This is a genomic window from Bradyrhizobium sp. CCBAU 53421, assembly GCF_015291625.1.
Classification (GTDB): Bacteria; Pseudomonadota; Alphaproteobacteria; order Rhizobiales; family Xanthobacteraceae; genus Bradyrhizobium.
Map to the genome: position 1 here is coordinate 7,398,754 of NZ_CP030047.1, position 26,399 is coordinate 7,425,152.

The window sequence follows — 26,399 nt, forward strand, 5'->3', positions numbered from 1 at the left end:
GATGCTTCGGGAACTGTTTCCGGCGAGCTAAGCGATTGGGTTCATCAATCGCAAAAGCGCTGCGGAAGGCCGTGATCGACCTCACGACCGAGCGCGCGCAGGGTTTGTTCGTTGGGGCAGTCTTTCAGCGGATTTCGATACTTCCCTGTTTGGAGGTTGGCGGCGCAACGGGCTTTGGCCTGACATAGGCCGCATACTCGCTGCAGATCGCGCAGTACGTCGCCATGGCGGGCGGCAAGCGCATGCTCGGAAAAACCGGCAAGTGCGAGGCGCTTGCTCAAGAGTTCGGGAGAGCCCGGACTTTGCGCCAGGGTTCGAAAAGCGGATGTAGACAGATTAAGCTCGCGCGCGATCGCATCGATGTCCTGCGGGCTCAAGCAAGCCAGCTCGGACGTCCGAGACAGGCTCGCTCGTAATCGGCTGAGCAAATTCCTAAACCGCCAAGGACGACCGATTCGTGCAGGTTGGCTGACCATGTGTCATGTCCCTCGAAGCAGCCATAGCTGCTGGAGGCAGGTTTGTTTTTGACCTGCATCAAATGTAAGAGCAAATCGTTCGATCCGGATCGCCCTGCCCCGGGGGGCCGGCGAGACTGCGGCGAGGCCCATTTCGTGTTGCGGGCAACAGCGCCTGCCGCATTGGTGACAGCATCGCGAGCTCTTTCGAATCGATGCTCGGCGCGGTGTTTTACAAGATCGCGCTTGAACTCACGGATTGACGATTGCCATGAAATCCGCAAGGACCTGCGCTAGCCGAACTCAGGCTAGCCGCCCCATGCCGGGGGCAACGCAGGCGGGGCTCGAAGCTCCATCGCATCTGCGAAAATGGTCCAATCGCGGACACCTTTTTGCTTGCAGAAGTCGCTCTCTGCCTGCTGGGCGGCAGCACTCAGCGATGCGGCATCGACCTTGAACGCTGCCTGACAGGCACGATGCTCGTGGCCGGTATCGTCACAGACGGTCTTAATGAAGCGAACGTTAAATGAAGGCATGACCACCCTCTTGCAGTGGGTTTGCTTATCCCTGCCTATTCTGCCATTAGCGCGCGGAGAGTATTTGATTTGTCTCAAGCAGCATCCAAAGTAATCGGTCACTTACCGTGACAGAGACTGTTCTGACGAGTGCTGGCGACCCGGCGATATCGTCAGCCAGACCTGGGTCCCCGTGATCGTGAGCAAATGGGGCGAACCGCCCCTATCTCGCGTCTGACGACCCACCCTGCCGCCGCAATGGCAAAGCCGATGACCAGGCTCGCCGCAGCCAAGGTTTCGATAAGGCCAAGGTTCAGGGCTTCCGCGCCAAAGCCTATGGCTGCGATCAGCGCCGGCAAGGCCATCGACAATGCGAGGCGAGCAATCACTAGGAATCTCCTTTGCGCCTCTCGCATCATTGATGACACTTGTTGTCATGGTCCGATGCGCGTCCGGTGCGCTTCAACATTCGCATGATTGCCCCGCCCGTATTTTGACTCCCATCAACCCGGCCGCATCCGGGGTTTGTCGGGATCAAGGCGCGACACGAGGGATCGCCCGAACTGGAACATGTTTGGCCCCCTGTCCCGCTCGCGGCGAGCGGTACGCCGCCACTCGTTCTAGACGCATCGCTTTTTTTGACCTGCGTCAATACTCCAGCGGCGGCCTACCGATAGAAACGATCTCCAGTCAAGGTCAGACATATGGCTCACAGACAGGCTTGGCGCCCCATCATCTTTTCGTGCCCAAATAGGGGCGACCGGATTCAAGGACTGCTGCCGAACGACGCAGTCGAGCCAGGCGCCAACGACCTGCACCCGGTAACCTGCGCCGCCTACGATGGTGTCCACTTCATCGACCCGCGGACCGGCCCGACGCTCGGGGCCGAGCGCAGCTAGCCCCCCGTCCCACGACCGACGCCGTAACAAGGAGACGTCCCATCAACAAAGGATGTTCGACATGACAGGCCACGGCGAAACTTGCTCGGCGAAGAGCCCAATTGTGGGCCGCGGTCCAGTTCAGTTTCGGCAAAAACCCGACATGACCAACCGGAGAAGGCTTGAGCAGGTCCGGACCGGTTCGACCGAAGGTGGCAAGGTGCTTCGTAGCATCAATCCCGGTATTTGGGTCGGCGAGAGGGTCATGACCCAGCACGATGGGTTCGACGATGCCTCCGCCGACAGACCCGAGGCGGCGACTGCCGCGATCGAGACCGCGCGCCGACTGCGCAATATTGGGCTGAACCAGATCGCGGGGCGGACAAGCGATGTGGTTCGTACTGTCTGAAAGGTTGCTTGAATTTGTCAGTCGGCGGCGATGAATACCGTCCAGGATCTAACGGCAACGTGACGTGGGAGCGGATCGACACGGCGCCCTTCGATCGGGACCTTGAGATTGGCGTGATCGAGGGTAATATCATTCATCGGCTGGTCTTCCCTTGCCGCCGCATCTTCGGTGGCTGGATCAAGGCGAAGACAGGAGAACACGTCGCTGTGCAGCCCACGCACTGGCGCATTTGGTTCAAATAGCGTTGGCTATCCTGCACAATATATCGGCGCGAACTGACGTGCGCCTGCCTCCGGTGGCCCTCCCGCGGCCAAACGATGTAGAATCGATCGAATGAGAGGGTCTGCCGGCAAGTATGTCCGACCACATCTGGTATCGCTATGGCACTGCCGCGGCAGCCGTCGCGCTCGCCCTCATGCTCCGCGCGGCGCTCAATCCGTATCTCGATGACCGCTCATTTACGATCATCTACCTTCCGGCGATCGTTTTTGCCGCTTTCGCCGGCGGCCGCGGACCGGCGAGCTTCGCGACCCTGCTCTGCCTCGTCATCAGCGCGGCATTTCTTGGGAAAAGCCTCATCACCCTTTCCGCAAACATGATCGATATTGCCGCATTTTCGGTACTAGGTCCCATGCTTGGCTTCATGGGCGACCGGCTGCGGCAGGAATCGGAACAAGCGCGGTATCGGCAAGCCCATCTGCAGTCGATCCTGGACACCGTACCTGAAGCCATGATCGTCATTGACGAGAAGGGTATCATTCGCTCGTTCAGCGCCGCGGCAGTGCGTTTATTTGGCTGGTTGCCGGACGAAGTGGTTGGAAAGACTGTATCCAAGTTGATGCCGCAGCCCTACCGGGCCGAGCATGACCGCTACATTGAACGTTATCTGGCCACCGGCGAGCGGCGCATCATTGGCATCGGTCGCATCGTGGTCGGCGAGCGGAGCGACGGCTCGACCTTTCCGATGGAGCTTGCCGTCGGCGAGGCCAAAGTGCGCGGCGAACGCTTCTTCACCGGCTTCATCCGAGACCTAACCGAACGGCGGGCGCAGGAACGGCGGCTGCAGGAGCTGCAGTCTGAACTCGTCCATGTGTCGCGGCTGACCGCCATGGGTGAGATGGCATCATCTATTGCCCATGAAATCAACCAGCCACTCTCCGCCATCACAAACTACATGCGCGGCGCAAAGGCTCTAATGGCGTCAGACAAGCCGAACGCCAATCGCATTGGTGATGCACTCGAACGCGCTGTCCAACAGGCTCTGCGCGCCGGCGATATCATCAAGCGCCTGCGGGAGTTCGTTGCCAAAGGCGAGACGCAGCATTCTGTGGAAAATCCGCTCACGCTGCTTGAAGAGGCTGTGGCGCTGGCCCTGCTCGGCGCCAAGGAGCAAGGCGTGCGGGTGACGATGCGCAGCGACCGCGATCTGCCGTCAATGATCGTAGACAAGATCCAGATCCAGCAAGTCGCGCTGAACCTGATACGCAACGCGATCGAGGCGATGGCTTGCTGTCCGCGCCGCGAATTGACCGTCGGAGTCAGCAAGGTCGATGGTCTCGCCAGGTTTACCGTTGCTGATACGGGTTCCGGCATTAGCCCTGATGTCGCCGACCGCCTGTTCCAGCCCTTTGTCACGACGAAGGAACACGGCATGGGTGTTGGACTATCAATCTGCCGGACAATCGTGGAATCCCATGGCGGCCACATCGTGGCGGAAGCCAATCCGGGTGGCGGCACGATCTTTCAATTCACGCTGCCATTTGCTGACATCGGTGAAGAAGCATGACTGAGCGGCGCATTCTTGTGATCGACGATGACGCCGCGATGCGGGATTCGCTGGCGTTTCTGCTCGATATTAGTGGTTTCTGGGTAGCAACCTACGAGACCGCGACCGAGTTTCTCAATGATATTGCAAGCGGTCCGGTCGACTGCGTTGTATCAGACATCCGCATGCCAGGAATGAGCGGCCTCGAACTGATCCGCAAGTTGAAGGCTGATTGCCTCGACTGTCCGGTCGTCCTGATAACCGGTCATGGTGATGTATCGCTCGCAGTCGAAGCGATGAAAGCGGGTGCGGTCGATTTCATCGAGAAGCCGTTCGAGGACGAGGTGCTGTTGCGTGCCATCAACGCTGCTTTGGAAGCGCGGCCAACGAAGCCAGACGATGACGCAGCGAAACTGCAGGCAGAAGGGCGCCTTGCGGACCTCTCGTCGCGCGAACGTGACGTCCTGCAGGGACTATTAGCCGGCAAGATCAACAAGGTAATCGCCCATGATCTTGGCATCAGCCCCCGGACGGTCGAGGTTTATCGCGCCAACCTGATGGCCAAGACCAATGCACGCAGCATGTCCGAGTTGATGCGGATTGCCATCGCCGCAGGATTCTAGCAGGGGCGCGAGCCGCGTGGTCCAGGCGACGCATAGTGGTTGATCTTAGAGAATTCGTCCAGGAACGATTTTCAATCGCGTGAGGGTGGAGCGCCTTGGAAACGCATTACCCAGCGGAGCCTTGAGAACAGGCCAGGACCACAGACCGGCAATGGCGAAAATCAAGACGAGCCCAGCGAACGATGCACGCGCACGTCGCACTGGCCCCCGCGCCCGTCTGCGACAATGTCCTCACATACCGCTGATTGATTCTCCGGCGAGGAATCGACGGCATCCGTGATCTCCGGCCAGTCCCAATCCCGCTGATTTGTGCAGCAAAAATCGCTGTGCACGAATCGTGCAAGATTCGCGGTTGACACGACCGATGCAGCACATGCCATGCTGGTTCTACTTGGCATCGGACTCTGCGCGAACTGTCCGTGGCCGGTTTGATCCTGCCTAACCAAATCGGCGACCTTATGAAGCAGATCAATTGTCCGGCCCAGATTTGTGCTCCGATGGGCAGCAATCCTTTCATGCCCGGAGAACGGCAATGTTCGGGAACATATTGGTCCATCTTCCCACGGAGCTTCCGATGCGGGCTACGGTGAACGGTTCGATTTCCTTCGCACTAAGCACGGGCGCGCATCTTGACGTTGTGGCGATCGGTTATGAGAGGACCATGATTCCGCTCGCCGCACTCAGCGGGGTGGCCGTCACTTCGGTCTTTGAAATCGAGCAGGCGCGTGCGTTAGAGAAAGCCGAAGCGGCACTTCGTGTCTTTGATCTGCGGGCAAGGAGCGCCGGCATTTCTTATGCGAGCCGCGCGCTCAGTGCGGTTCCAGCGGAGGCGCGTCGAAGCATCTGCGCCAGCGCGCGAGTGCACGACATGACTATCGTCACGCAGCCCCAGAGCGGCTACGAGAGCTATGACAACGTTATTCCCAAGGAGATCCTGCTCCAGGCCGGCAAGCCAGTTCTGTATCTGCCAAGCGTCATCCACGGCGCTTTTTCGGCCAAACGAATCGGGATTTGCTGGGACGGCAGCCGCCTTGCAGCCCGCGCGGCGCACGACGCGATGTTGTTGCTGCGCGAAGCGGACGCGCTGACCATCATCGCGATGACTGCTGCGCACAGGGTCCCGGCACAAAGTTCCGCCGACCATTTGGGACAGTATCTTGCAAGATCGGGCCTCCCTGCAAAGATCGTGTCGCTCCCGGCGTCCCGGTCGGTGCACCGGGCCCTCCTGTCGCTTGTGGCGGACGAAAACCTCGATCTGCTGGTGATGGGCGGAAACGGCCGCTCTCGGCTGCAGGAAAGGCTGCTCGGCAGCATTTCGAGAGATCTGCTTCGTGCAAACGTCATTCCGGTTTTGATGTCGCACTGAAGGTGAGATCGTAGATGCGATAATGCCGCCGGATGCGCTCCGAACGCCGTCGATTAGCGCAGGGCAAGGCACCCATCACCATCACCCGCCGATCCGGAGAACAGGGGCGCCGTCTGTTTCACGCGCCCGCCGTCGCCTGATCGACGAGGCAAGGCGAAACGGCTGAACATGCGCCGCGGTTTTCGAACATTGCACGTGCGCTACCGGTCTAGAGAAGCGGGACAATCTGGTCACCGCCCCTCCCCGAGGATCCCCGAGCTCAACTTCAAGACGAACGGCCGACAAGCCACCATGCAAGCTTCCTCATTCAAACGCGGCTGGTCGGCTTTGAGCCGCATTCGAGCTATCGAAAGGCTGCGTCGCCCCCATCGAGAATCCTTCTCGCGGCCTACGTATAAATACTTAGTGGGTTCTACTTAGGGGAAACATCCAAATTTTCCAATTCATTAGAAGCGGCCAGTCTGCGTTCTATCGACGTTTCGAAGATCGAGTCCACCATGTACGCTCAGGCCGCGAGTATTCACCAGATCAGCCATCATCCGAGCAGCGTCCTGTGCAGGCAATCTCGTACCTATGGACCGTTTGGTATGGTTGCGACCCCGATGCGGTTCGCTCGCAATAGTGAGATCTACGGCGAGGACGAAGCAGCCGAATACCTATACCAGGTGGTATCGGGTGCTGTACGAACCTACAAGCTTATGGAAGATGGACGTCGTCAGATTGGTGCGTTTTATCTGCCCGGTGACATCTTCGGCTTTGAGGCCGGAGACAGCCATATCGCTTCGGCGGAGGCGGTCTGTGAGACGCACCTTTTGATGGTGAAGCGCAGCGCCCTCATCGTTCGCGCCAGCCAAGAGAGCGAGCTCACAAGGCAGCTCTGGGACGCGATGGCGCTTGAGCTCCGCCGCTTTCAAGAGCATCTGATGCTTTTGATCAGCAGCGCTGAACAGCGGGTCGTGGCATTTCTGCTCGATATGTCTCGCCGTACTACGAAGAACGCTGCGATCGAACTGCCGATGTCACGGCAGGATGTTGCCGACTACCTTGGCTTGACGATCGAAACGGTCTCGCGCACCCTCACTCAACTCGAGCAGAATGGCGTGATTGCCTTGCCGACCTTGCGCCGAATCGAGCTACGTAACGACAAACTGCCGAGCCGCGTTGCGCAGAACTTGGGCTAAGCTCAAGAAGCGCTGTGAAATGCGCGGACTTCCGAGCACCGAACAACGCCGACAGATCGCAGCACGTGAAAGACACCCGAACATCGGCTTGGGCGATCGCGCACAGATGGCAGGATCGCTCGCTTACATTGTTCCTCCCTGGAGCACCGCAATGATCATCGATCTTTTGCTTCGAGAGCATCGCAATATTGACCTACTTCTGGTCGCCCTCCAGCGTGAATTGGAGATTTTTGAGCATGGGGCTCGTCCAGACTATGAGGTCATTCGCGCGATTATCAGCTACTTCGAGGTTTACCCGGAGGTGTACCATCATCCTCAGGAAGATTTGATTATCGCCAAGCTTAGAACTCGCGATCCGGATGCGGCTGCAATCATCGGCGATCTCGCGCATGAACACCAGGAAGTCATCGACCGCCTGCACCATTTCGCTCAAGCTATCGATGCTATCCTCGCGGATCGTGAAATCCTTCGACAAGACGTCGGCAACATCGTACGCGACTTTATATTGCGGGAGCGGCACCACATGATGTGGGAAGAACGAGATTTCTTCCCCGCCGCCGTCAAGGCTCTATCGGCTGAGGATTGGATGGAAATCGCTTCCGCCCGCACTGATCATGGGGATCTGCTATTCAGCGAGACGGCGGAAGCGGCTTCCGATGCACTAAGAGCGCATATTCTGCAATTAGAGCAAGAAGCTGAAGCCGAACGGAGTTCGGTGGCGTTTTCGTCCGCAATGGCAGGTAAGCCGCCAGAAGGCGCCAAAGCCGATGGACCGTAATTGATCACTGGCCCTTCACGTCGGGCCGTGGAGATCATGCTCATCTCGTTGAAATGAAGCTGACAATCCTTCTGGCGGTAAGCTGCGCGCGGCCAGTGCGACATCCGCGCCCGATGATCGCTTGCAGCCCGTCCCTTCGCAAACAGCACGGCCGGGGTCCGGCAGGTCCCGTAACGTGAGCGTCGCGGGGCAATTGGCAGGACGGCTCGAACAGCGCCCCGCTAATATTACTTTGATATGAGTGCCCCTCACGTCCGCCGACCAACTGCGATCGATCATTGCGGCACTGCTGGACCTCTTCTTGCCCAGAAAGGGCAGGGCCGCTATCGCCATCAACAACGCGGATATTTTGAGCCAGCGCAAAGCCTATCCGCCGCGTGTCCGGTAATCGGTTGGAGAGGGAAGAAAGGCATTCCGAATGCGACCGGACTTGGCACAAGCCTACGGGCAGCACCGGCTGCCACGCTACACCAGCTATCCGACGGCTCCCCATTTCTCAGCTTCGATTTGCGAATCCGACTATCAAACGTGGCTCAAGTCGTTGGGCGCCCAGCAATCCGCCTCGATCTACGTGCACGTGCCGTTTTGTCGACGCATGTGCTGGTATTGTGGCTGCCACACGTCTGTCACGAAGCGCCAGGAGCCGATCTCGATCTATGCAGCGGGACTACGGACCGAAGCTTACCTCGTTGCAGAAACCCTTGGCCGACGGCAACCGATCTCTCATATCCACTTCGGGGGCGGCACCCCGACGATCATGACGCCTGAAACGTTCGCTGATCTGGTAGGTTCGTTGCGCCATTCATTCGCGGTCCTGCCTGATGCCGAGATTGCCGTAGAGATCGATCCACGCATGTTGAGCGAGCCGATGGCCGAGGCGCTGGGCTATTGCGGGGTCAACCGGGCGAGCCTTGGAGTCCAGAGCTTCGATCCAGTTGTTCAGCAGGGCATCAACCGGCTGCAGAGCTTCGGACAGACCGCGACCTCGGTCGATCGGTTGCGCCGCGCCGGTGTCGACCGTATCAATTTCGACCTGCTCTATGGCCTGCCCCGGCAGACGGTCGCTTCGTGCCTGGATACGGTCACCAGATGCCTCGAGCTTCATCCGGACCGGTTTTCGGCCTTTGGCTACGCGCACATTCCTTCCTTCAAGAAGCATCAACGTAGGATCGATGCATCCACCCTCCCCGACAGCGTCGCGCGCCACGTCCAATCCGAAACGATCACGGAAGCTTTGGTTGATGCGGGATATGTCCGCGTCGGAATCGATCACTTCGCCCTACCGGACGACAATCTCGCCCTGGCGAGGCAGCAAGGCAGGCTGAGGCGCAATTTCCAAGGCTATACTGACGATAGCGCGGACACCCTGATTGGTCTGGGCGCCAGCGCCATCGGCCGTATGCAACAGGGCTTTGTCGCGAACGCCGTCCAAACGAAGGACTACCTCGCTCGCATCAGCGAGGATCGGCTCGCCATCGCAAAGGGCTATTTACTGACTGACGACGATCGCTTCCACGCCGAGATCATCGAACGAATCATGTGCGATTTAACGGTCGATCTTTGCGAGACATCCCGTCGTTATGGCCGGGACCCAAGCTTAGCCGTCGTCGATCGTTCTGGTCTCGACGGCCTTATCGCCGACGGCGTCGTGGTGATGGATGATGGCCGGCTTTCCGTAGCCGGTGGCGCAGAGTTCCTGGCCCGCAGCGTCGCATCGATCTTCGACGCTCACCTTACTCGGACCGGAGCTACCCATAGTCTGGCGGTCTAAACCGACTAAGCCGAGCCGAGCCGTTTCAGATCCGAGCGCGACATCGCGTAACTGGCTTATGCTTTGGATCGCGACCAGTCGCCACGCTGAAGAGCACAACTGATTGGCATCCCTGTTCGCGGTCCCTCTGCGTCGAGCCGCACAAGGTTTCCAGCAGAGGTTGGAACAAAAACTTGACTAGAGCAATGACTACCTGACGCCAGACCAATAGCAAGCCGCTCATTGCAAGATCGAGGGCGACCCTGCGCGTGAGGATCGCTTTGGTCCGCGGCTCGATCTCGCCCACCGGGTTCGCCATCAAGAGCAGCAACGCCATCCGCCGCGAGATGCGGCGCCGCGCCGCCGTCGAGCCTGTGATCGGCCATCTCAAGGACGACCACCGAATGCGCCGCAACCATCTCAAGGGCCGCGATGGCAACCGCATCAACGCCGTGCTCGCCGCCGCCGGCTACAACTTCAGCCTGCTCCGCCACTAGTTCACGGAACTTTTACGCGTCCTGCTCTGGATACGCTGTCGCCGTCTATCGCAACGCCTCGCGTAAAACGGTGCTCAGAAACGTTCTTCACGAACGACAATCTGCTTTCGTCACGCGACAACCGGAATCCCTCGTGCTGGCGCGATTGCTTGTCGATATCGCGCTTGTGCACAACCTGCCGACCCGTAACAGCGACGAAGAGGCGGACCATGGTCATCCCGCTGGTCCACTGTGGCCAGGGGCAGAAATGCCTCTTGGCTCCGATTAGCTGGTCGCATATCGATTTTTGGCATCACGCGCCCTCCAATCTGTGCAGACGAGCCTTGACCCCATTGCTGATGCTGTCAGCGACTTCGGCTGGAAATGCTTTTGGGAGCGACGCGGTGCCCTGTTCGACCGCCGCCGGCGCCTGTGCGCGCAGCTCATCAAAGATCGGGTCACGAGTCCCGCGCCAATTCCTGCCTTGGCGGCGGTCTGGATAAAATGGCGAGGCATGACGCAGTCGACGACATAGTGACGGCTGTCACCGACCGCCATGGCCAGCTTCATCTTGCTACGTTTGATCCGGCCTGCGTCGAGGCTAGGCTATTCGGCACCTACCAGATCAATCGACAACTCTCTGAGTGGAACCTTTCTCCCCTGATAATACGCGCCGCCGGGGCCCACCATACTGTCTTACGAACAATTTATCGTCAGGAGAGAGCGGGCCTCAACGCAACTCTCTCGCTGCCGATTTTCCTGGGCTACATGAAGTCGTAGTCGTCCTCCCAATCAGGCGTTCTATTTGCTGCACGTGCCGATCTTTCGGCATACCTGCCATCGCTCTCCTCAGCCTTCGCAAGATAAAGCGTAGGCTTGTCTGCTCGCTGCCATTCACCCGCGCTATTGTTCGTCCACTTGTCGGACTGTCTAGGGTCAAGCACCATCAGGGAGTCGCTCACATCAACAAAACCGAGCGTCGCGGCCCGGCCCCTTGCCGCCTCGTTTATCGGGTGGGACAGCAGCAGCGGGCTGTCGCCATCCAACCGAAGTTGATGCTCTAGCAAAATGTCCCCTGCATTATCCACCAGGGGATGAACGACCCGAAAATCGACCGTCGAGGTAATTTCCTTCCGTCCAGGGAACAGCCTTTCAAATTTGGCGCGCGTGCGCCTATCTTTGAACACATCTTTGACGGGAGCTCCACTTTCCGTGCGCAGAAGTCCGACACTTTTCTCCCCTAGCTGGTAGCTGAAATACCTCGCATCTTTTGAACCTTTTCTCCCGTGATCATAGGCAACTTGTGCAGTCCGTGCGGCCTTGTTTGCGATCGGACCCGAATATCTCTGCGGGTTACTGGCGATATCCTGAATTTCGTCGCCATAATAATCCTCTACCTTTTCGATGAATTCGTTTCGAGAGAGCTCCACCACAGGCGGCTCGGAGGCGAGAACGTAGGAGCCTGAACCGCTGCCGGAAGAACTCGCATAAGAGCCCGGATCTGTTATGTGCATTCCAGAAAGAGCGTCCTCGAAGCTTCGCCCCCCGGACTGTGCCGTCTCATCACTGTCGTGATAGGCCGCCCATGGAAAACCGGATGAGTCGTTGATTCGATTGTACATGGACTTGGTATTCCTTTCAGCGAAGATGATTTAACCGAGCAAGGGCCGGTCGGGCCGAGCGGAGGTTGATAGTCAGCCAGTCTGACGAGAAGCTTACGGCAACTCGGGTTTTCGGGTCGCTCCCATCGAGACTCGAAAGTCCGAGACTGCGTAGCGTTGCGCCGACGATAGACGGTAAGGTACCGACCTTATCGATCTCTTCCGTCGCCCGTGAAGAATTAGGAAGCGACGATCTATCGCTGTGATTTAGCGTGAGCAAATATTCGATTTTGCAAGAAAGCCGTGGGTAGATCTTGGTTTTCTTGCGGTTTTGGATTCCGGATTTGGCGGCTTCGTGATTCCTTTGACGGCGAGATTCGCTGTTGGGGAGAACCCATGAGCCGTCCGCGCGACGATCGTGAGGACGATCTGTTTCGTCCATCTCTGGAGAAGATCATCAACCTTCGCCATCCGCTGGTGCGTCTGTCGGCGGAGATCGATTGGGACTTCCTGGCGGGACGCTTCAGTTCGGTCTGTCGCCTGCGGGGCAGCCGCCGTTGCCGACACTATTGGTAGCCGGACTGTTCATCCTCAAGCACATGACACAATCTGTCTGACGAGGCACTGTGCGACAGGTGGGTCGAGAACCCGTATTTTCAGTATTTCTGCGGCGAGGTGGTGTTCCGGCACGAGTTGCCGTTCGATCGCTCGTCGCTGACCCGCTGGCGCCAGCGGCTGGGTGAGGAGCAGATCGCCGCGCTGTTCCAAGAAAGCCTCTCGGTGGCGCATCGAACTGGGGCGATCGAGCCCAAAGATCTCGAGCGGGTCGTTGTGGACACCACCGTCCAGGACAAGGCGATCGCGCATCCGAGCGATGCGCGGCTCATGCACCGGGCGATCGAGAAGCTGGTCGATTTGGCCAAACGCGAGGGTATCGAACTGCGCCAGAGCTATCTGCGCGTGGCCAAGCGCGCCGCCGTCATGGTGGGACGCTACACGCTGCCCACCAGTTCAAGCGCGCCCGGCGAGAACTCAAATTCCTGCGCACCCGGCTTGGCCGCATCATCCGTGACATCAGACGCAAGATCGAGGGCGACCCTGCGCGCGAGGATCGCTTTGGTCCGCGGCTCGATCTCGCCCGCCGGGTTCGCCATCAAGAGCAGCGTCAGCGCGGTCCCAAGGTCTACTCGTTGCACGCCCCCGAGGTGGAGTGCATCGGCAAAGGCACGGCCCGGGCACCTTACGAGTTTGGCTGCAAAGTCTCGATTGCCACGCCTGCCACAGCGCCCAAAGGCGGGCAGTTCGTGCTGCATGCCAAGGCCCTGCACGGCAATCCCTATGACGGCCACACGCTCGGTCCCGTCATCGCCGATCTCGAAAAGCTCACAGGGGTCCAGCGCGCCGCATCCACGGCGATAAGGGCTATCGCGGCCACAACTATCCAAACCGGTTCAAGGTCTGGATCAGCGGCCAGGTTCGCCGCGTCACCAACGCCATCCACGAGATGCGGCGCCGCGCCGCCATCGAGCCTGTGATCGGCCATCTCAAGGACGACCACCGAATGCGCCGCAACCATCTCAAGGGCCGCGATGGCGACCGCATCAACGCGGTGCTCGCCGCCGCCGGCTACAACTTCAGCCTCTCCGCCACTGGTTCACGGAACTTTTACGCGTCCTGCTCTGGACACGCTGTCGCCGTCTATCGCAACGCCTCGCGTAAAACGGTGCTCAGAAACGTTCTTCACGAACGACTTTCTAATCCCAGGTATATGGGCCGCATATCAGGGCATGATTGAGCTACGCTGAACTTGCGCCTCAACTAGGGTCAGATTTCGGCGGATGTCCTCGCCGTAATCGGACCATCGGCTGTCCTCCTTCCGCCGATGGAGGTCGGCACGTTGCCTAGCAGCGTCGCTCCTCCCGGACATACTTCCGCCCGGCCGCTAAAGGCGGCCGGGCCTTTTTTTTCACCAGGATCTCTCACGATTATCGAGCCCGCAAATCGTTGACAGGCGGTCGAATTCTCGACCAAGACCAGTCCCAGATCAACGGTCGGCCGGAGCGGATGCGGCGCGTAGTTCGCGGGCGGCGGAGACCATGTTGACCAGCGCGGGGCGAACCTCCTCCCATTTGCGCGTCTTCAGGCCGCAGTCCGGATTGACCCAGAGTTGCGAATCCTGCAGCCGCTTTCGAGCCAAAGCCACGAGCTCTTTCATCTCGCTCGACTCGGGCACGCGCGGAGAATGGATATCGTACACGCCCGGCCCGATTTGATTCGGATTGTAATTCCGGAACGCGTCGAGCAGCTCCATCTTCGAGCGCGAAGTCTCGATCGAGATGACATCCGCGTCCATTGCAGCAATCGCATCGATGATGTCGTTGAATTCCGAGTAGCACATGTGGGTATGGATCTGGGTTTGATCGGCGACGCCCGATGAGCAGATGCGAAAGCAATCCCCGGCCCACTCGAGATAAGCCGTCCACTCCGATCGACGCGGCGGCAATCCTTCGCGCAGCGCAGCCTCGTCGATCTGGATCATGGCCGCACCAGCATTTTCGAGATCGCCGACTTCGTCTCGGATCGCGAGCGCAATTTGACGACAGAGCTCGCCTCGGGGAATATCATCGCGAACAAACGACCAGTTCAAGATCGTCACTGGTCCGGTCAACATCGCCTTCATCGGCTTCTCGGTTAGCGATTGCGCGTACCGCCACCAACCCACAGTGATCGGTCTCGGCCGTGAGACATCGCCAAACAAGATCGGCGGCCGGACACAGCGCGAACCATAGGATTGTACCCAGCCGTTTTTGGTAAATGCGAAGCCGGCGAGTTGTTCGCCGAAGTACTGCACCATGTCATTGCGCTCAAACTCGCCGTGCACGAGCACGTCCAGGCCAATGTCCTCCTGCCAACGTACGGCACGGGCAGTCTCTTCCTTGAGGAACTCGTCGTATTGTCCGTCGCTCATCGCGCCTCGCGCGTGTGCTGCGCGGGCATTGCGGACCTCCGCAGTCTGCGGAAACGATCCGATCGTCGTGGTAGGAAACGCCGGTAGTTTGAAGCGCTTGCGCTGGATCTCGGCACGACTGGCAAATGGACTGGCGCGCCGGCGCGTGGTCTGGTTCATCGCTCTCATCCGGACGGCGACACCGGCATCTTGGATCTTTGGCGAAGTCCCACGATTGGTGGTGACGCGCTCCGATTCCGCAAGAGCGCCGGCAACATTCTGATCACCCGCAAGAGCGCGCGCCAAGGTCGCAAGGTCGCGAATCTTCTGAACCGAGAATGCAAGCCAACTCTTGACGTCTGAAGCGAGCTCCGTCTCGAGTTCAACATCGACCGGCACGTGAAGCAGCGAACAGGAGGGAGCGATTTGTATGCGATCCTTGCCGAGCTTCGCGATAGCGGGATCGAGCCGCTGGCGCAGTGCCGACAAATTCGTTCGCCACACATTGCGGCCGTCTATCGCGCCGAGTGACACGACAAGATCACTTCGCTTGGCGGTAATGATCTGGCCCAATAACGCTGGCGCCCGAACCAGGTCGACGTGCAGCCCGGCGACAGGCAGGCGCAAGGCGGTGGGAAGATTGTCGCCGAGGCCACCGAAATAGCTGGCGACCATGATCTTGATGGCCGGCCCTTCCTTGGCGAGCCGGTCATAGGCATGTAGCAAGGATTTTCTTGATTCCTCATCCAGATCAAGAACCAGGCAGGGCTCGTCGAACTGAACCCAATTTGCCCCACGTTTGGCCAATTCCTGCAGAACCTCGATATAAACCTGTAGCAGGTCATCCAGTAGTGACAGTGGCTGGAACGCAGGATCAGCACTCTTGCCTAGCTTTAGGAATGTGACCGGGCCGATCAGGACAGGGCGAGTCTGAAAGCCAAGGGCCTTGGCTTCCTCATACTCCTCGATAGGCTTGCGAGAGGACAGCCTGAAAGTCTGTCCGCGGTGAAATTCCGGGACCATGTAATGGTAGTTGGTGTCGAACCACTTGGTCATCTCCTGCGCGGGTGCGCCATCGCCGCGAGATCCGTGGCCGCAACTCGCACCCCGGCTGTCGTATTGTGAACCGCGTGCCATGGCGAAATACGTCTTGAGGGAAACGGGCTCGGCTTTCGAGGCGTAGACTTCCGGGATGGCGCCGACCATGACACTGGTGTCGAGCACGTGATCGTACAGCGAGAAGTCGTTCGACGGAATGACGGTGACACCGAGGGACTTCTGGCGCGCCCAGTTCGCAGCACGTAGGCCGGCCGCATCCTCGAGCAACTGCTGTTCGCTGGTTCTTCCGGCCCAATAGCTTTCGAGTGCAAATTTGAGCTCGCGCCTTGGACCGATGCGCGGCGTTCCGAGCGTGGCAACCGGAAGTGAGAGAAGAGACATAGCGCTAACCCCGGGTTGGGGGCAAAGGCCATGGCGGACGCAGGCAGGAGAAGTCGCCCGAGCGACGGCTGCTTAGCGCACCACCGGGACACCCCGCCCGTGGATGAACATATTGTCGGGGCAGGTCTCCTGGCTCGCGGGTCATTGCTGCTGTCCGGCCTTCCCGAAGCCGCGCGGGCTTCAGTGATTGGACAGTGGCTCGCCGCTCACAGTTGCGGGGCAGCGCCGGCATTGGCACCGGCTTCCCTCTTAGCTCCGGATCAAATGGAAACCGGAGAACCTCGACGACTTGGATTATCGGCAAGAGAACTCGGCCGTCAACCTCTCAAATTGGTGCTGCGGCCTCTTACGCGAATGACGTTCCAAGGCCACTCTTGATCGCGACGTGGACGCCACTCTCGAATCATAAGATATCGGAATGGCCATCTCGAAGGCGCGTGGCGTCGGGCGGCGTGTCAGATCTATGGAAGAGACGACGCGGCCTGCAGGATGAAGGTACCACGCCGAGTTGGACGTTTTCATGCGGCCCGGCTTTCGAACGATTCATCGAGCACGCTTCGATGCGTCCTCCCTCTCCACCAATAACCATGGATCAGTGTCGAATAGGCGCAAGAGGTATGCGCTAAATCCAGCAGCGTGCTCAGCGAGCATGTCGATGTACGACCAGCCAATCCTGGTAGGCGTCAAGCTGATGTTTTGGTGATACTGGCCAAAGCAAGCATATTGAATCACCACAACCACAAGAGAGCCTCGCAATGAAAATGGCTGTTTGGAGCGCCCTCGGCGTCTTTGCTGCTGCCGTCTTTACTGTCGGTCTGTTCGGCTGGATGGCAAGGCCTTTTATGAGCCACCCCGTCAGACAGATGCTCTCGAAAGCGTTCAGTAATTCAAGCCGAAGCTAGCAAGACCTGAGGCTTCCCTCTTGCCGGTCGACACGGCTGCGTGGAAGCGCAGTTCCTCTAATGTTGACTGCAATGACGAGCAGGTAGACGACGGCCCATAACATTGCGCGAGCGGAGAATGCCACGTCTCGTCCGCCTGCTTGATCCGTGAAGTTCCTTAACGTCGATTCCAAATCGCTCGCCGCTGAAGGGCGGCTCCGCGTTGATGTAGGCCGCAAAGTGCCAAGCACAACAGGCTTGGGCGCCCTCGACATTCGTAGTAGCGGCGACGCCCCTGGATCACACGGATCGATGGCGGCATACCTGCTCCCAATTGTCGTCAAGACTCCGGCAGCAAGGCATTCGCCCGCACTGTCGAAGATTCAGTGCGTGATAAGAATCATTCACGGAAGTCGTGGCGAATAGGCTGTATGGTAACATTAGAACGTGCGCAGGTCGGTAAGTCGACAAAGACGGCACAAATCTGGCGCGAACTGCCGGTTATTGCCTGGCACGAAGAATGCAGGTCCTCGGCATGTCCAGGCTTCTCCTCCTGGGCAGGTCCAGCATTGCAAATTGAGGCTTTGGCTGACCACTGAAGTTAGCGGCGCGTGACATCGAGGGACGGCGCCTGCTCGTGCGGGACATCGGCAGGCGCCCGCGTCACGTTGCCGCTAACTTCTTGCGATCTGCGCATAGCACGTTGAGGAGGACGTCCCGCTTTGGAATTGACGTGTGGATGATAACTAGATGGGCCGGAAGCAATGAAGAAAATGCCTGGAAGACGCGTGCTTTGGTTCTGTATCGGTCGGTCGCTGATCTGCCTGGCCGGGCTGGCGGTGACGAGCAACAATGTTCGCGCCAACGACCACGCGCTTGTCGAAAGGGTCAAGTCAACGTGGCGAGCGCAAGATGGTGAGACTATAGAACAAATCATCTCCATGGTCTCGAAGGTGGCTCACTTTGTGCCTCGATCATGGGGAGTCGCCGAAGGAATTGACCGAACAGAGTATGTCTATTTTTCATGGACCAGGCACCCGGACAATAGATCAGACGAACAGTACGCTATCACTTGGAAGATCGCGACCGACGGGACGATTACACTTGCGTCGACATATGCAAAGCCGATTGAGTTGGGCTGGCGTGCCTTGGCGCTCTCGTTGATCGCCAGTGAAGTCACAGATGGCGAAAGGGACGCAAATCTTCACTTTCTGCATGATCCGGCCAACTTCAATTTCGTGACGACTGCGCAAGGCAAGCTCGGCAATCTTCTGCGGCACGGCCGCTGCCATATCATTGAACCCGTTGTAGTTGATTACGTGTCGAAACCGAATGACAAGCCGACCGAGAGGGGGGATCTGTGGCGCGTTCTGCTTTTGGTGAACTGTAAGATTCCAGGGCCCCATTATTTTACCCACAACGGCGTCATCGCTTTCGAGAAGAGCGAGGGACAAGATTGGGAGCCGCAATCTTTCTTCGCCAAGCGTATCGCGGCCTTTCCTCCAGGCTCCTGGTTCGATCGGATAGAGCCAAGTGAACGGGAAGCAATAGAGAGGACGCGAAAGGCCTCGGCCGATGGTCGCACAAAGCAAGATCGCGGCGCAGCTCCTTGACGCTGAGCGCCTCCGAGGAGCAGCAAAGCACACGCGTTCGGAAGCGCTGACTTGACCTGTTACGCTTTTGCGACAAACCGCGAGCCCCTCGCAGCTCGTCATAGGGTAGCACCGTTGCTCTCGGCCCATTCCGCGAAGCAATCGATGCCATGACCAGGCGACCACGTGCCAGCTTACGAGAGCCGGCTTAGCCCTCCCCGCTCACATGCAGCGAGCGGACGCCAACCTGCGACGCGCCCAGCTCTAGATCCATTCTTCGGGGGAGTTGGCCCAGCGATGCTTGCGGCCCCTGCTCAGACCAGGCGTGCGCGCAGCGCATCGCTTCAACGGACAATGGCACCCGCAGGAGCGTGACGCCGAAGGCGGCACGCGGGAGCGAGTGCAGCGACGAGCCTGGTTAAAAGGGTACCCGGGAACGGGGCAGTGATAGCGACGCCGGCATACTTCATGGCGGCGGGCCCCTTTCCCGAGTATCCCCGGCGAGGAGCTCTGCAGCCATGCTGCGATTTATCGACCGCAGAATTGGGACGGAAGATCTAGATTTCCTCACGCGCATTCGTTTGCGCGTCGTAAATCCCGATCTGAAGCATGCTTCTTTAGCTCTTCCCCACCCGCCCGGGCGCCGTCTCTCGTTACAAATTCGGCTTTGAGTCGGCCGTTCACTTCAAGCCCGTAACAAGAGATCGGCAGTTCACGGCTCCCCATTGCGCCTCCGGATCGCGATGGACGCGATAACCGCAACTGTCGAAGAAGCCATCGACCACGTCGCGGAAGCGGTCATCCATCATCGTGTAGTAGACCGTCCCGGTGCGAGGATCGCCGGCGAACACGAATCGTCGTCGCAGCAAGAAGTGAAACGCCCTCCAAAGGTCGGCCGCCTTCTCCGCGCCGACGGAGCGCTCGATGTTGTCAAATTCTCCAAGCATGGATCGCTCTGCCTTTCGCCGGCGTACCCGATCGTCTGACCACGAAGTTCGTGCATCTGAGCCACTCGCTATCGTGCGGAGCCGTGTCAAGGCTTGGCTGCGCATCGAAGTCAGCCGCGATCTGCGCCGGCACGTCGCCGGTTAGCGCATAATGTCGGGCGCAATCGAAGGCGAGAAAATCGTCAACGGTGCCGATCTCCATGAAGCGCGCCTCCTTGGTGGCGAACGGAGGCACCTGCCGCTCGAGGAATCTTTTGACGTCCTCGGGCCGCGGCGCGATGCGGGCGATGCACTCGAGGCGAATCCGCTTCCTCAGTTCGTAGAGCGGATCCGACGGCGGCCCCGCGAGTTCTCTTGCCTCGACAGGACGGCGCAACTGTCTAGCCGGCGCCTGATGGTGTTCAGGCCAAGGCGACCGCAGGGGCTCAATGGTCCATTCGACGGTTGCCTCTTCGTGCCCGCCTTCGCGGAGCAGGGCGTCAAGCCGCCGCACCAGGTCGCCGGCGCGACCGACGAGTCCCTGTGCTCCGCGCTCCGCGTACCTGATGGTGTTTCGAACACGTGCCTCGAGCTGTCTGCGAAAGGTCTCGATCCGATCGAACATCTCGCGATCTGCTCGAAGATGCTTTCGATGGCCAACAAGTCGTCAGCCGCAGCCATCCGGCCCTCTTCGAGATCGGACGCCATGCTTGCTGCGGCGTATTCCTCGGCGAGCACCTGCATCGTCTCGGACGTGCAGGAATTCTGAGAGCAAGATCCACGATCGCGTCGCGGAAACGGTAAGGAGTGGACTAAATCCTTCAGCAGCAGCTGGACGACGAACTCCTCGAAAAAGGCCTCCAGCCTGGTGCCCACCGTCTTCGGTTCCATGACCGTCCGTCGGGTACGCTTAAGGTCGGCCAAAATGGCCCGCAGACTCTCGGTGAACTGATCGACCTGATTGCGAGCCTCGCGACGGCGAGTGCGGCCTCGCGTTGTTTGCGGTCGGTAATCTCGCGTGTGAGCTGCTGCAATTTAGCGGCTCGTCTCTCTCGCGATCCATATTCGACAAATATTACGTAATATCAATGAGTTAAGAGCACGGAAACCCACCCTTGCTGGGTACCCGAATATGGATACCTATATACCCGAGCAGAGGTACCCATGGCCTACAACATTAAAGACCGCGACACTGACCGGATCATTCGTGAACTTGCCGCCCTCAAAGGCAAGCCGATCCTCGATTGCATTCGCGAGGCTTGCGAACATGAAATTCAGCGTGAACGTCTGAAGACGCCGCTCTGGGAGCGGGTGCAACCGCTGCTCGACCGCATCGCCCGCGCTCCCAAACCGGCCTGACCGCCGATAAGGCGTTTTTCGACGATCTGTCGAGTGATGCCTGATGATGATCGACGCCTCAGCCCTGGTCGCAATCTTGCTACGCGAGCCAGACGCGGCTGAGCTCGTCATGGCAATTGCGGACGCCAAGGCGCCGTTCACCTCACCCATCGCAGTCTACGAAACGATCTGTGCTCTCATGCGCGTCAACGCATGGGGTGCGCCGGAAGCGGAGGCGGCAGTGCGAGAATTTCTCGACGCCGGATCCATCCGCGTGTGCGCGACTACCGACGGAATGATATCGACCGCCGCTATGGCATTCGATCGGTTCGGAAAGGGGCGACATCCGGCTCAGCTCAATCTTGGCAACTGTTTCGCCTATGCCTGCGCCAAGACCTATCGCGCGCCACTGCTGCACAAGGGTGACGACTTTCCGCGAACCGATCTCGAGCTGGTCCATAAAGGATAGACCGCTGGCAACGTCCGTACGATTACCCCGAACTCCCTGCCTTGGCCCGAATTCGCGGCGCTGACGCCCGCGGCCGACGAGCGGCTCTCGGAAAACTCCGACCCGCGACGGCTGGATCGCACGCAGACACTAGATGAAGCTCAAGACGAAACTCACGCGTCTTGGAGTTCATCCAAAGTTTTGAACCTAATGTCGTCACGCCTTGCCAACAAATGCCAATAGCCGAGGCCATCTTTAAGTCACTTCCACGCTGGTTGGCTGGTTGAGCCGCTATCGGAGAAGAAAGGATAGTCGAGACCAACCGGTGCCAGCTTCAGAAGTCGCTTAGCAACCTCGTCCGCCACGTACCATGAACCCAGCCGCTCCCTCGATCACTGTCTAACGGTCGGGCCCGATGTCTGGCGCATCGACGAATCTACATCGACAGATCGTGCGCTGTACGATGGCGCTCGCAAACGCGTTGCAAGCCATGTTCATTTACTTTGATTGATTTCTCTCGGGGAGCACTCGGTTGTTTTTTAATGCACCGAGTTCGACGCTGTGCCCGATGATCTTAAGCACGGTGCAGTCTGCGTTTACTGAGAGAGACGGTCGAGGCCGGAAGCCTATCGCAACTCACACAAGAAATCGCTTGAATCTCACGTTACGTCAGGCCGTAGGTTGGCAACCACAATCGAGCTTCCACCAACCAAACGTCGAATGATGCAGCACGGACCAAGTAACCGACATGGTGCGATCAAGCAGTCGAACGCGGCTGACGCCGGATTGCAGGTGTTTTTGAGCGCATGGACCAAGAGCGAAAGGCTGTCGGGATGAAACGTCGCGCGATGATAACCGCATTGCTCGCTATCATCACATCTCCGGCTTGCGCAGCAAAACTCAGCGGCCCTCCACGCATCATCGATGGCAATACGATTGAGATCGAGCAAACCAAAATTCGGCTTTCGGGTATCGAGGCGCCAGAGACGGATCAGATTTGCCTCGACGCCCACGGCCAGAAATGGGCTTGCGGCATAGCTGCTCGTGATGAGCTTATCAGGCATTCGAATGGACGAACGTGGGATTGTCACACCACGCGGGTGGATAAGTACGGACGGTCACTCGGCAGCTGCTTCATCGCAGGCGAGGACGTGAACGCATGGATGATAAGCTCGGGCTGGGCACTATCATCCGATCCTCACACCTACATTATCTATGAGGTTGTAGCGAGCAATGCCTATGCGGGCCTATGGTCGGGGGCGTTCATCGCTCCTTGGGACTGGCGTCGCCGCAACAAGGGGACCATCGTTGTCGGCGCGAGCTCGATACCGATCGACGCTCAGGAACTCCTGCTCGGATCCGCTTTGCTATCCGACCCGCCCTCACCCGAATGTCTGATAAAGGGCACGCTGGGCCGCGGGAGCGAGCGCATTTATCACATGCCCGGGCAACTCGGTTACGGACAAATCGATATGACGAAGAAGGCGGGTGATCGATGGTTCTGCAGCGAAGCGGAGGCTGAAGCCACTGGATGGCGTAAAGCGGCGCGATGAGGCGACACATGCACGCAGACCGTTCCCTTAATATGTCTAGCTCGCTGATGATCAAGCCTTCGCGCCGGTCGCTATTACTATCGCTGTTCGCGTTTTCGGCGGTTGGCATGCGGCTTGGCGACAACATCGTTAACGCGAAGGAAGCAAACCGGCTGCCCAAGCCGGATAATCTGCTCTCGCCGGATGCTGCGCTCAAGCGGCTGATCGAAGGTAATGACCGATTTGTCCAGGGCGCATCACGAGGCGGCGACTTCAAGCGCGAGCGTGAGGTTTTAGTCGATGGACAAAATCCATATGCGGCGGTCCTGAGCTGCGCGGATTCTCGCATAGTGCCTGAACTTGCTTTCGACAGCGGACTTGGCGACCTGTTTGTCTGCCGCCTCGCCGGCAATTTTGTCAACGATGTCACGATCGCGAGCATGGAATACGCCGTCGCTGTGCTGAACACGCCGTTGATTTTGGTACTCGGTCACGATCGCTGCGGCGCGATAGACGCCACGATCAAGTCGCTCAGCGACGACAAGCCGGCACCGGGGCATATTCCCTCCCTCGTCGCTGCGCTTGCGCCTGCCGTACGGGAATCTCGCCATCAAACCGGTGATGCGTTCGCCAATGCCATCCGGCAAAACGTAATCGATAACGTCGGCAAACTTAAATCGGCGGGCCCGGTTCTGAACGCGGCAGTTGAGCAGAACGGGCTAAAGGTCGTCGGAGGTCTGTACCGGCTCGACACCGGCAGGGTCGACTTGCTGAACTGACCTGTACTTTCGCAGTCGTTTGAACTGCCTAGCACGGCTCCGGTTGAGTTCCGCAAAACTCGCCCGCCCATCGGTAAATGCACCGGACGTGACAGCTGCACAATTGACATACAGCTTCGGGACACCTCTTTGCATGCGCGGGCTTTTTATCCTCTTCTTAGTTTACGCACTTATGTTGGCAACGCGCGGCCAGCACCCACACAATTCCTGCCGTGACCGAACAGGGTCCATGCCTTCCGTCAATGCACTGGTCAACACAGTTGGCTGAAGCCGCAGAAATGCGCTGCGATGGATGTCGGGATCTAAGCGGGGCTCGGCGACACGGGACAAATTTCAGCAAAATATCCTCGCCGGATCGTCCGGTTTGGAACCGATAGAGATCGTACTGTCAAGCTCCCCGACTCAGATCGGGCTGAAGATCACATACAGCAGAATTAGGATCGCGACGGCGGTCCAGCCTGCTGATGTGAGGAACATTGTTGCTCGCGACGGCATTGGACGGTCTCTCCTGCATCAGCCAACGAAGCGACCGGCAATCTCGAAAACGCAGCATCGCTGAAACTGTACGACCATACTTTGGATCCGCAATAAACCGGCAATTTTCGCGCGCGACAGTTGCGATCATCGGCTGGAACGCAGAATACTCTTCTGCGCGTCGCCTGCACCCCGTCGAGCCTGGCACTCAAGGATGGATGGACGTCCTGAGAATGTTGTCCAAAGAGCGGTGGTAGCTCTGCGTGGGCGCACCTTGTCAATTTGCGTTCCGAAGCGGGTGCGTCGGCAAGCACCTTTGAAGCAGTTTTGCCGATCCCGACGTCAGCCTCATGATCATCTTGCGTGGCCTCAATGCACGTCGCCCCAGGTCTCCTCGACCAACGCATCGATCATGTCGGATACATCATCTTGCCCCACGTTAAGTGTCAGCAAGATCCGCAACCGTGCCGTTCCCACAGGCACCGTTGGCGGCCGTATCCCACGAATATTAAAGCCGCGCGCCTGTAGCGCAGAGGCGAGCCGCATCGCGCGGGCGTTGTCGCCCACAACATAAGGAATGATCTGTGAGTTCGAAGAACTCGCGCGACCGCACACAATGAGCTGCCGATGTGCAAAGTCGATCAAATCGATCAGATGTCGTTGCCGCTCGGGCTCCTCCTGCAGGATTAAGATTGCCTCTCGCACCGCTACGGCCATTAGGGGTGAAGGCGCGGTGGCGAAAATGAATGGGCGGCACCGATTGACCATGAAGTCGCGCAACACGCCGGAACCCGTGACAAGAGCACCCGCCGCGCCCAGCGCCTTGCCGCAGGTGTGGATCACTAAAAGTTCGACCGGAAATTGCGCGGCCCCGCCTCGGGAAAACAAGGCGGGCCGCTCCCCTCCCCCCTGGGGACGCCGCGCTGCGGATCACAACGGAAATCGTCTAACTGCCGCCCTCTGTCATTTATGATCACACGCCCAAGTTACTCACCTGCATTGCGGCTTCCGCGACGTGCCGCAAGACGAGCTGAGAAAGCTGTACAACCAGATTCTTGAGACGTGCTATTTCCTGCCTGCACCGCGCCAACTCGCGCTCTTCTTCCGTCACTATCGACATTTCATAGCGATCCCAGCCGCGTGACTCATGTTTGGACCTCAATTCGAGCAGGTAATCACGAACAAGGACTCAAACTACATTCCCTGCAAAGAATGTACTGGAACCCCGCATTTCTACGCCAGTAAAAATACTGTACGATGCGGCCGAACGATCTCGCTACCCCGGCTCAGCGTGCCATCCCCGCCACAGATCTGAGCGTCTCGTACAGAATCTTAGCTGGCATGACGGTCAACGCGATCGAGCAGAAGCGCTGCGCGGCTTGAGCTCGTGGGGCTCCTGGACAATGGTCGTCTTCATGTCCCCTTCATACAGCAAGACATCGCCGATGCATGCGGGCTCTCGACTGTGCACGTCAATCGGACGATCCAAAAGCTAGGCGTAGGAAGCTCATTGAATGGAACGGCCATGCTGTTGATTTTCTTCCGCGAGATCAGTTCGAATTACTTGGGGAATTCCGCCGCTCATATGTCCTGCGTTGAATTTCTTCGGCGGCCGCTTCGTGCTCTTCGCATCAAGCAAACCAACAAGCGCACGCCAATTCCGATCCGTACCGCCTATTCGACCTGCAGTCGCGTTTGCTTGGCCGTTTTCTTGAAATACTTGAGCGTAGTTACAACGTGCGCGACCTGCCTGAGGTTACGGTCGCAAAGCTTCGTCGCCGCAGTAATCCTTGCGGAGAATCGAGAAACCGCGCTGGCGAAATCTTCGAGCGCTCACGTGGCACAAGCACAGGCAACACAAGCAGAATACGACATGCACCGTTGCGGCTCGCGGATTGATCGCTGCCCGTGAGAAATCGGGAGCTTAAATTTTCATGACGCGTGCCGCAGCTCAAACGACTTGATTCGTACCTAGCGTTACGTTGTAGCATCTCAAAGCAGGACGCGAGGGGCCCCGGGCAAGCCAGCGGGGCCCCTCCGCCAGAGGCGCGACAACGACACCTGAGCGGTCGACTTTGCTTTACGAGGATCGTCAAGATCATACCGATTAGACGAGTGGGGTCGATGACGGATGGTCCCGGGCCGTCCGTGCATTGGTGAATATCGCCTTGGGAAAAAGGAAACAACGCCAGACCGACATCGATCCCTTCGTGATTAGAATTTGCGGTGAATGCATCACCGCAAA

21 protein-coding genes, 3 pseudogenes and 1 riboswitch are annotated in these 26,399 nt (G+C 58.7%); of the genes and pseudogenes, 16 read left to right on the forward strand and 8 right to left on the reverse strand.

Annotated features, from left to right (window positions below):
• Window positions 1–44 precede the first annotated feature (44 nt).
• Window positions 45–377: a hypothetical protein gene (locus XH92_RS34695; RefSeq protein ID WP_194456148.1), complete on the reverse strand. Its 333-nt coding sequence runs from the start codon at window positions 375–377 to the stop codon at window positions 45–47.
• Window positions 378–763: 386 nt separating this feature from the next.
• A complete protein-coding gene (locus XH92_RS34700; RefSeq protein WP_194456149.1) occupies window positions 764–991 on the reverse strand; it encodes a hypothetical protein in 228 nt (75 codons plus the stop codon).
• Window positions 992–1,921: 930 nt separating this feature from the next.
• Between XH92_RS34700 and XH92_RS34705 the strand changes: the two genes are divergently transcribed.
• From XH92_RS34705 to XH92_RS34745, 9 genes and pseudogenes are all read left to right on the forward strand, one after another.
• Window positions 1,922–2,257, forward strand: coding sequence for a hypothetical protein (locus XH92_RS34705; protein ID WP_194456150.1), 336 nt, complete (start codon window positions 1,922–1,924; stop codon window positions 2,255–2,257).
• 8 nt (window positions 2,258–2,265) lie between these two features.
• Window positions 2,266–2,499, forward strand: coding sequence for a hypothetical protein (locus tag XH92_RS34710; protein WP_246787851.1), 234 nt, complete (start codon window positions 2,266–2,268; stop codon window positions 2,497–2,499).
• Window positions 2,500–2,612: 113 nt separating this feature from the next.
• A complete protein-coding gene (locus XH92_RS34715) occupies window positions 2,613–4,043 on the forward strand; it encodes a PAS domain S-box protein (protein ID WP_194456151.1) in 1,431 nt (476 codons plus the stop codon).
• Window positions 4,040–4,645: a response regulator FixJ gene (fixJ, locus tag XH92_RS34720; protein WP_194456152.1), complete on the forward strand. Its 606-nt coding sequence runs from the start codon at window positions 4,040–4,042 to the stop codon at window positions 4,643–4,645. The genes XH92_RS34715 and fixJ overlap by 4 nt, the downstream gene beginning before the upstream one ends.
• A gap of 574 nt (window positions 4,646–5,219) precedes the next feature.
• On the forward strand, window positions 5,220–6,011 hold the full coding sequence (locus XH92_RS34725; RefSeq protein ID WP_246787853.1) for a universal stress protein: 792 nt from the start codon (window positions 5,220–5,222) through the stop codon (window positions 6,009–6,011).
• Between the two features lie 497 nt (window positions 6,012–6,508).
• The gene (locus XH92_RS34730) at window positions 6,509–7,192 is read left to right on the forward strand and encodes a helix-turn-helix domain-containing protein (RefSeq protein WP_246787855.1); all 684 of its coding nucleotides are present in this window, start codon (window positions 6,509–6,511) and stop codon (window positions 7,190–7,192) included.
• A 151-nt stretch (window positions 7,193–7,343) separates the two neighbouring features.
• Window positions 7,344–7,970 carry a hemerythrin domain-containing protein gene (locus tag XH92_RS34735; protein WP_194456154.1) on the forward strand — a complete coding sequence of 209 codons (627 nt, stop codon included), beginning with the start codon at window positions 7,344–7,346 and terminating at the stop codon, window positions 7,968–7,970.
• Between the two features lie 418 nt (window positions 7,971–8,388).
• The gene (gene hemN / locus XH92_RS34740) at window positions 8,389–9,741 is read left to right on the forward strand and encodes an oxygen-independent coproporphyrinogen III oxidase (RefSeq protein WP_194456155.1); all 1,353 of its coding nucleotides are present in this window, start codon (window positions 8,389–8,391) and stop codon (window positions 9,739–9,741) included.
• Between the two features lie 311 nt (window positions 9,742–10,052).
• Window positions 10,053–10,208, forward strand: a pseudogene (locus tag XH92_RS34745) (transposase); the annotation flags it as partial.
• A gap of 10 nt (window positions 10,209–10,218) precedes the next feature.
• Here XH92_RS34745 and XH92_RS34750 read toward each other — a convergent pair.
• Both XH92_RS34750 and XH92_RS34755 read right to left on the reverse strand, forming a co-directional pair.
• A complete protein-coding gene (locus tag XH92_RS34750) occupies window positions 10,219–10,434 on the reverse strand; it encodes a hypothetical protein (RefSeq protein WP_194456156.1) in 216 nt (71 codons plus the stop codon).
• A 526-nt stretch (window positions 10,435–10,960) separates the two neighbouring features.
• Window positions 10,961–11,818, reverse strand: a complete 858-nt coding sequence (locus tag XH92_RS34755; RefSeq protein ID WP_246787857.1) for an Effector protein NopP — start codon at window positions 11,816–11,818, stop codon at window positions 10,961–10,963.
• A gap of 375 nt (window positions 11,819–12,193) precedes the next feature.
• On the opposite strand from XH92_RS34755, the pseudogene XH92_RS34760 reads away from it, so the two are divergent.
• Window positions 12,194–13,516, forward strand: a pseudogene (locus tag XH92_RS34760) (IS5 family transposase).
• A 325-nt stretch (window positions 13,517–13,841) separates the two neighbouring features.
• Here the strand turns inward: XH92_RS34760 and metE are convergent.
• Window positions 13,842–16,184, reverse strand: a complete 2,343-nt coding sequence (gene metE, locus XH92_RS34765) for a 5-methyltetrahydropteroyltriglutamate--homocysteine S-methyltransferase (protein ID WP_194456157.1) — start codon at window positions 16,182–16,184, stop codon at window positions 13,842–13,844.
• A 101-nt stretch (window positions 16,185–16,285) separates the two neighbouring features.
• Window positions 16,286–16,483, reverse strand: a riboswitch (cobalamin riboswitch).
• A gap of 1,346 nt (window positions 16,484–17,829) precedes the next feature.
• On the opposite strand from metE, the gene XH92_RS34770 reads away from it, so the two are divergent.
• Window positions 17,830–18,678 carry a nodulate formation efficiency C protein gene (locus XH92_RS34770; protein WP_194456158.1) on the forward strand — a complete coding sequence of 283 codons (849 nt, stop codon included), beginning with the start codon at window positions 17,830–17,832 and terminating at the stop codon, window positions 18,676–18,678.
• A gap of 659 nt (window positions 18,679–19,337) precedes the next feature.
• On the opposite strand, the gene XH92_RS34775 is transcribed toward XH92_RS34770, so the two are convergent.
• The gene (locus tag XH92_RS34775; protein ID WP_246787859.1) at window positions 19,338–19,604 is read right to left on the reverse strand and encodes a hypothetical protein; all 267 of its coding nucleotides are present in this window, start codon (window positions 19,602–19,604) and stop codon (window positions 19,338–19,340) included.
• Window positions 19,588–20,208, reverse strand: a complete 621-nt coding sequence (locus XH92_RS43295) for a Wadjet anti-phage system protein JetA family protein (RefSeq protein WP_246787861.1) — start codon at window positions 20,206–20,208, stop codon at window positions 19,588–19,590. The genes XH92_RS34775 and XH92_RS43295 overlap by 17 nt, the downstream gene beginning before the upstream one ends.
• Window positions 20,209–20,747: 539 nt before the next feature.
• Here XH92_RS43295 and XH92_RS34785 point away from each other — a divergent pair.
• From XH92_RS34785 to XH92_RS34800, 4 genes are all read left to right on the forward strand, one after another.
• Window positions 20,748–20,942, forward strand: coding sequence for a type II toxin-antitoxin system VapB family antitoxin (locus XH92_RS34785; protein ID WP_194456160.1), 195 nt, complete (start codon window positions 20,748–20,750; stop codon window positions 20,940–20,942).
• A gap of 43 nt (window positions 20,943–20,985) precedes the next feature.
• Complete coding sequence (locus XH92_RS34790) at window positions 20,986–21,390, forward strand: type II toxin-antitoxin system VapC family toxin (protein WP_194456161.1); 405 nt, start codon at window positions 20,986–20,988, stop codon at window positions 21,388–21,390.
• A gap of 812 nt (window positions 21,391–22,202) precedes the next feature.
• Window positions 22,203–22,922: a thermonuclease family protein gene (locus tag XH92_RS34795; protein ID WP_194456162.1), complete on the forward strand. Its 720-nt coding sequence runs from the start codon at window positions 22,203–22,205 to the stop codon at window positions 22,920–22,922.
• Window positions 22,923–22,930: 8 nt separating this feature from the next.
• Window positions 22,931–23,680, forward strand: a complete 750-nt coding sequence (locus XH92_RS34800; RefSeq protein ID WP_246787863.1) for a carbonic anhydrase — start codon at window positions 22,931–22,933, stop codon at window positions 23,678–23,680.
• 843 nt (window positions 23,681–24,523) lie between these two features.
• On the opposite strand, the pseudogene XH92_RS34805 reads toward XH92_RS34800, so the two are convergent.
• Window positions 24,524–25,003: pseudogene (locus tag XH92_RS34805) on the reverse strand (aminotransferase class I/II-fold pyridoxal phosphate-dependent enzyme); the annotation flags it as partial.
• 676 nt (window positions 25,004–25,679) lie between these two features.
• Here XH92_RS34805 and XH92_RS34810 point away from each other — a divergent pair.
• Window positions 25,680–26,066 (forward strand): hypothetical protein, encoded by a 387-nt coding sequence (locus tag XH92_RS34810; protein WP_194456163.1) that lies wholly within the window; start codon window positions 25,680–25,682, stop codon window positions 26,064–26,066.
• Window positions 26,067–26,399: the final 333 nt, after the last annotated feature.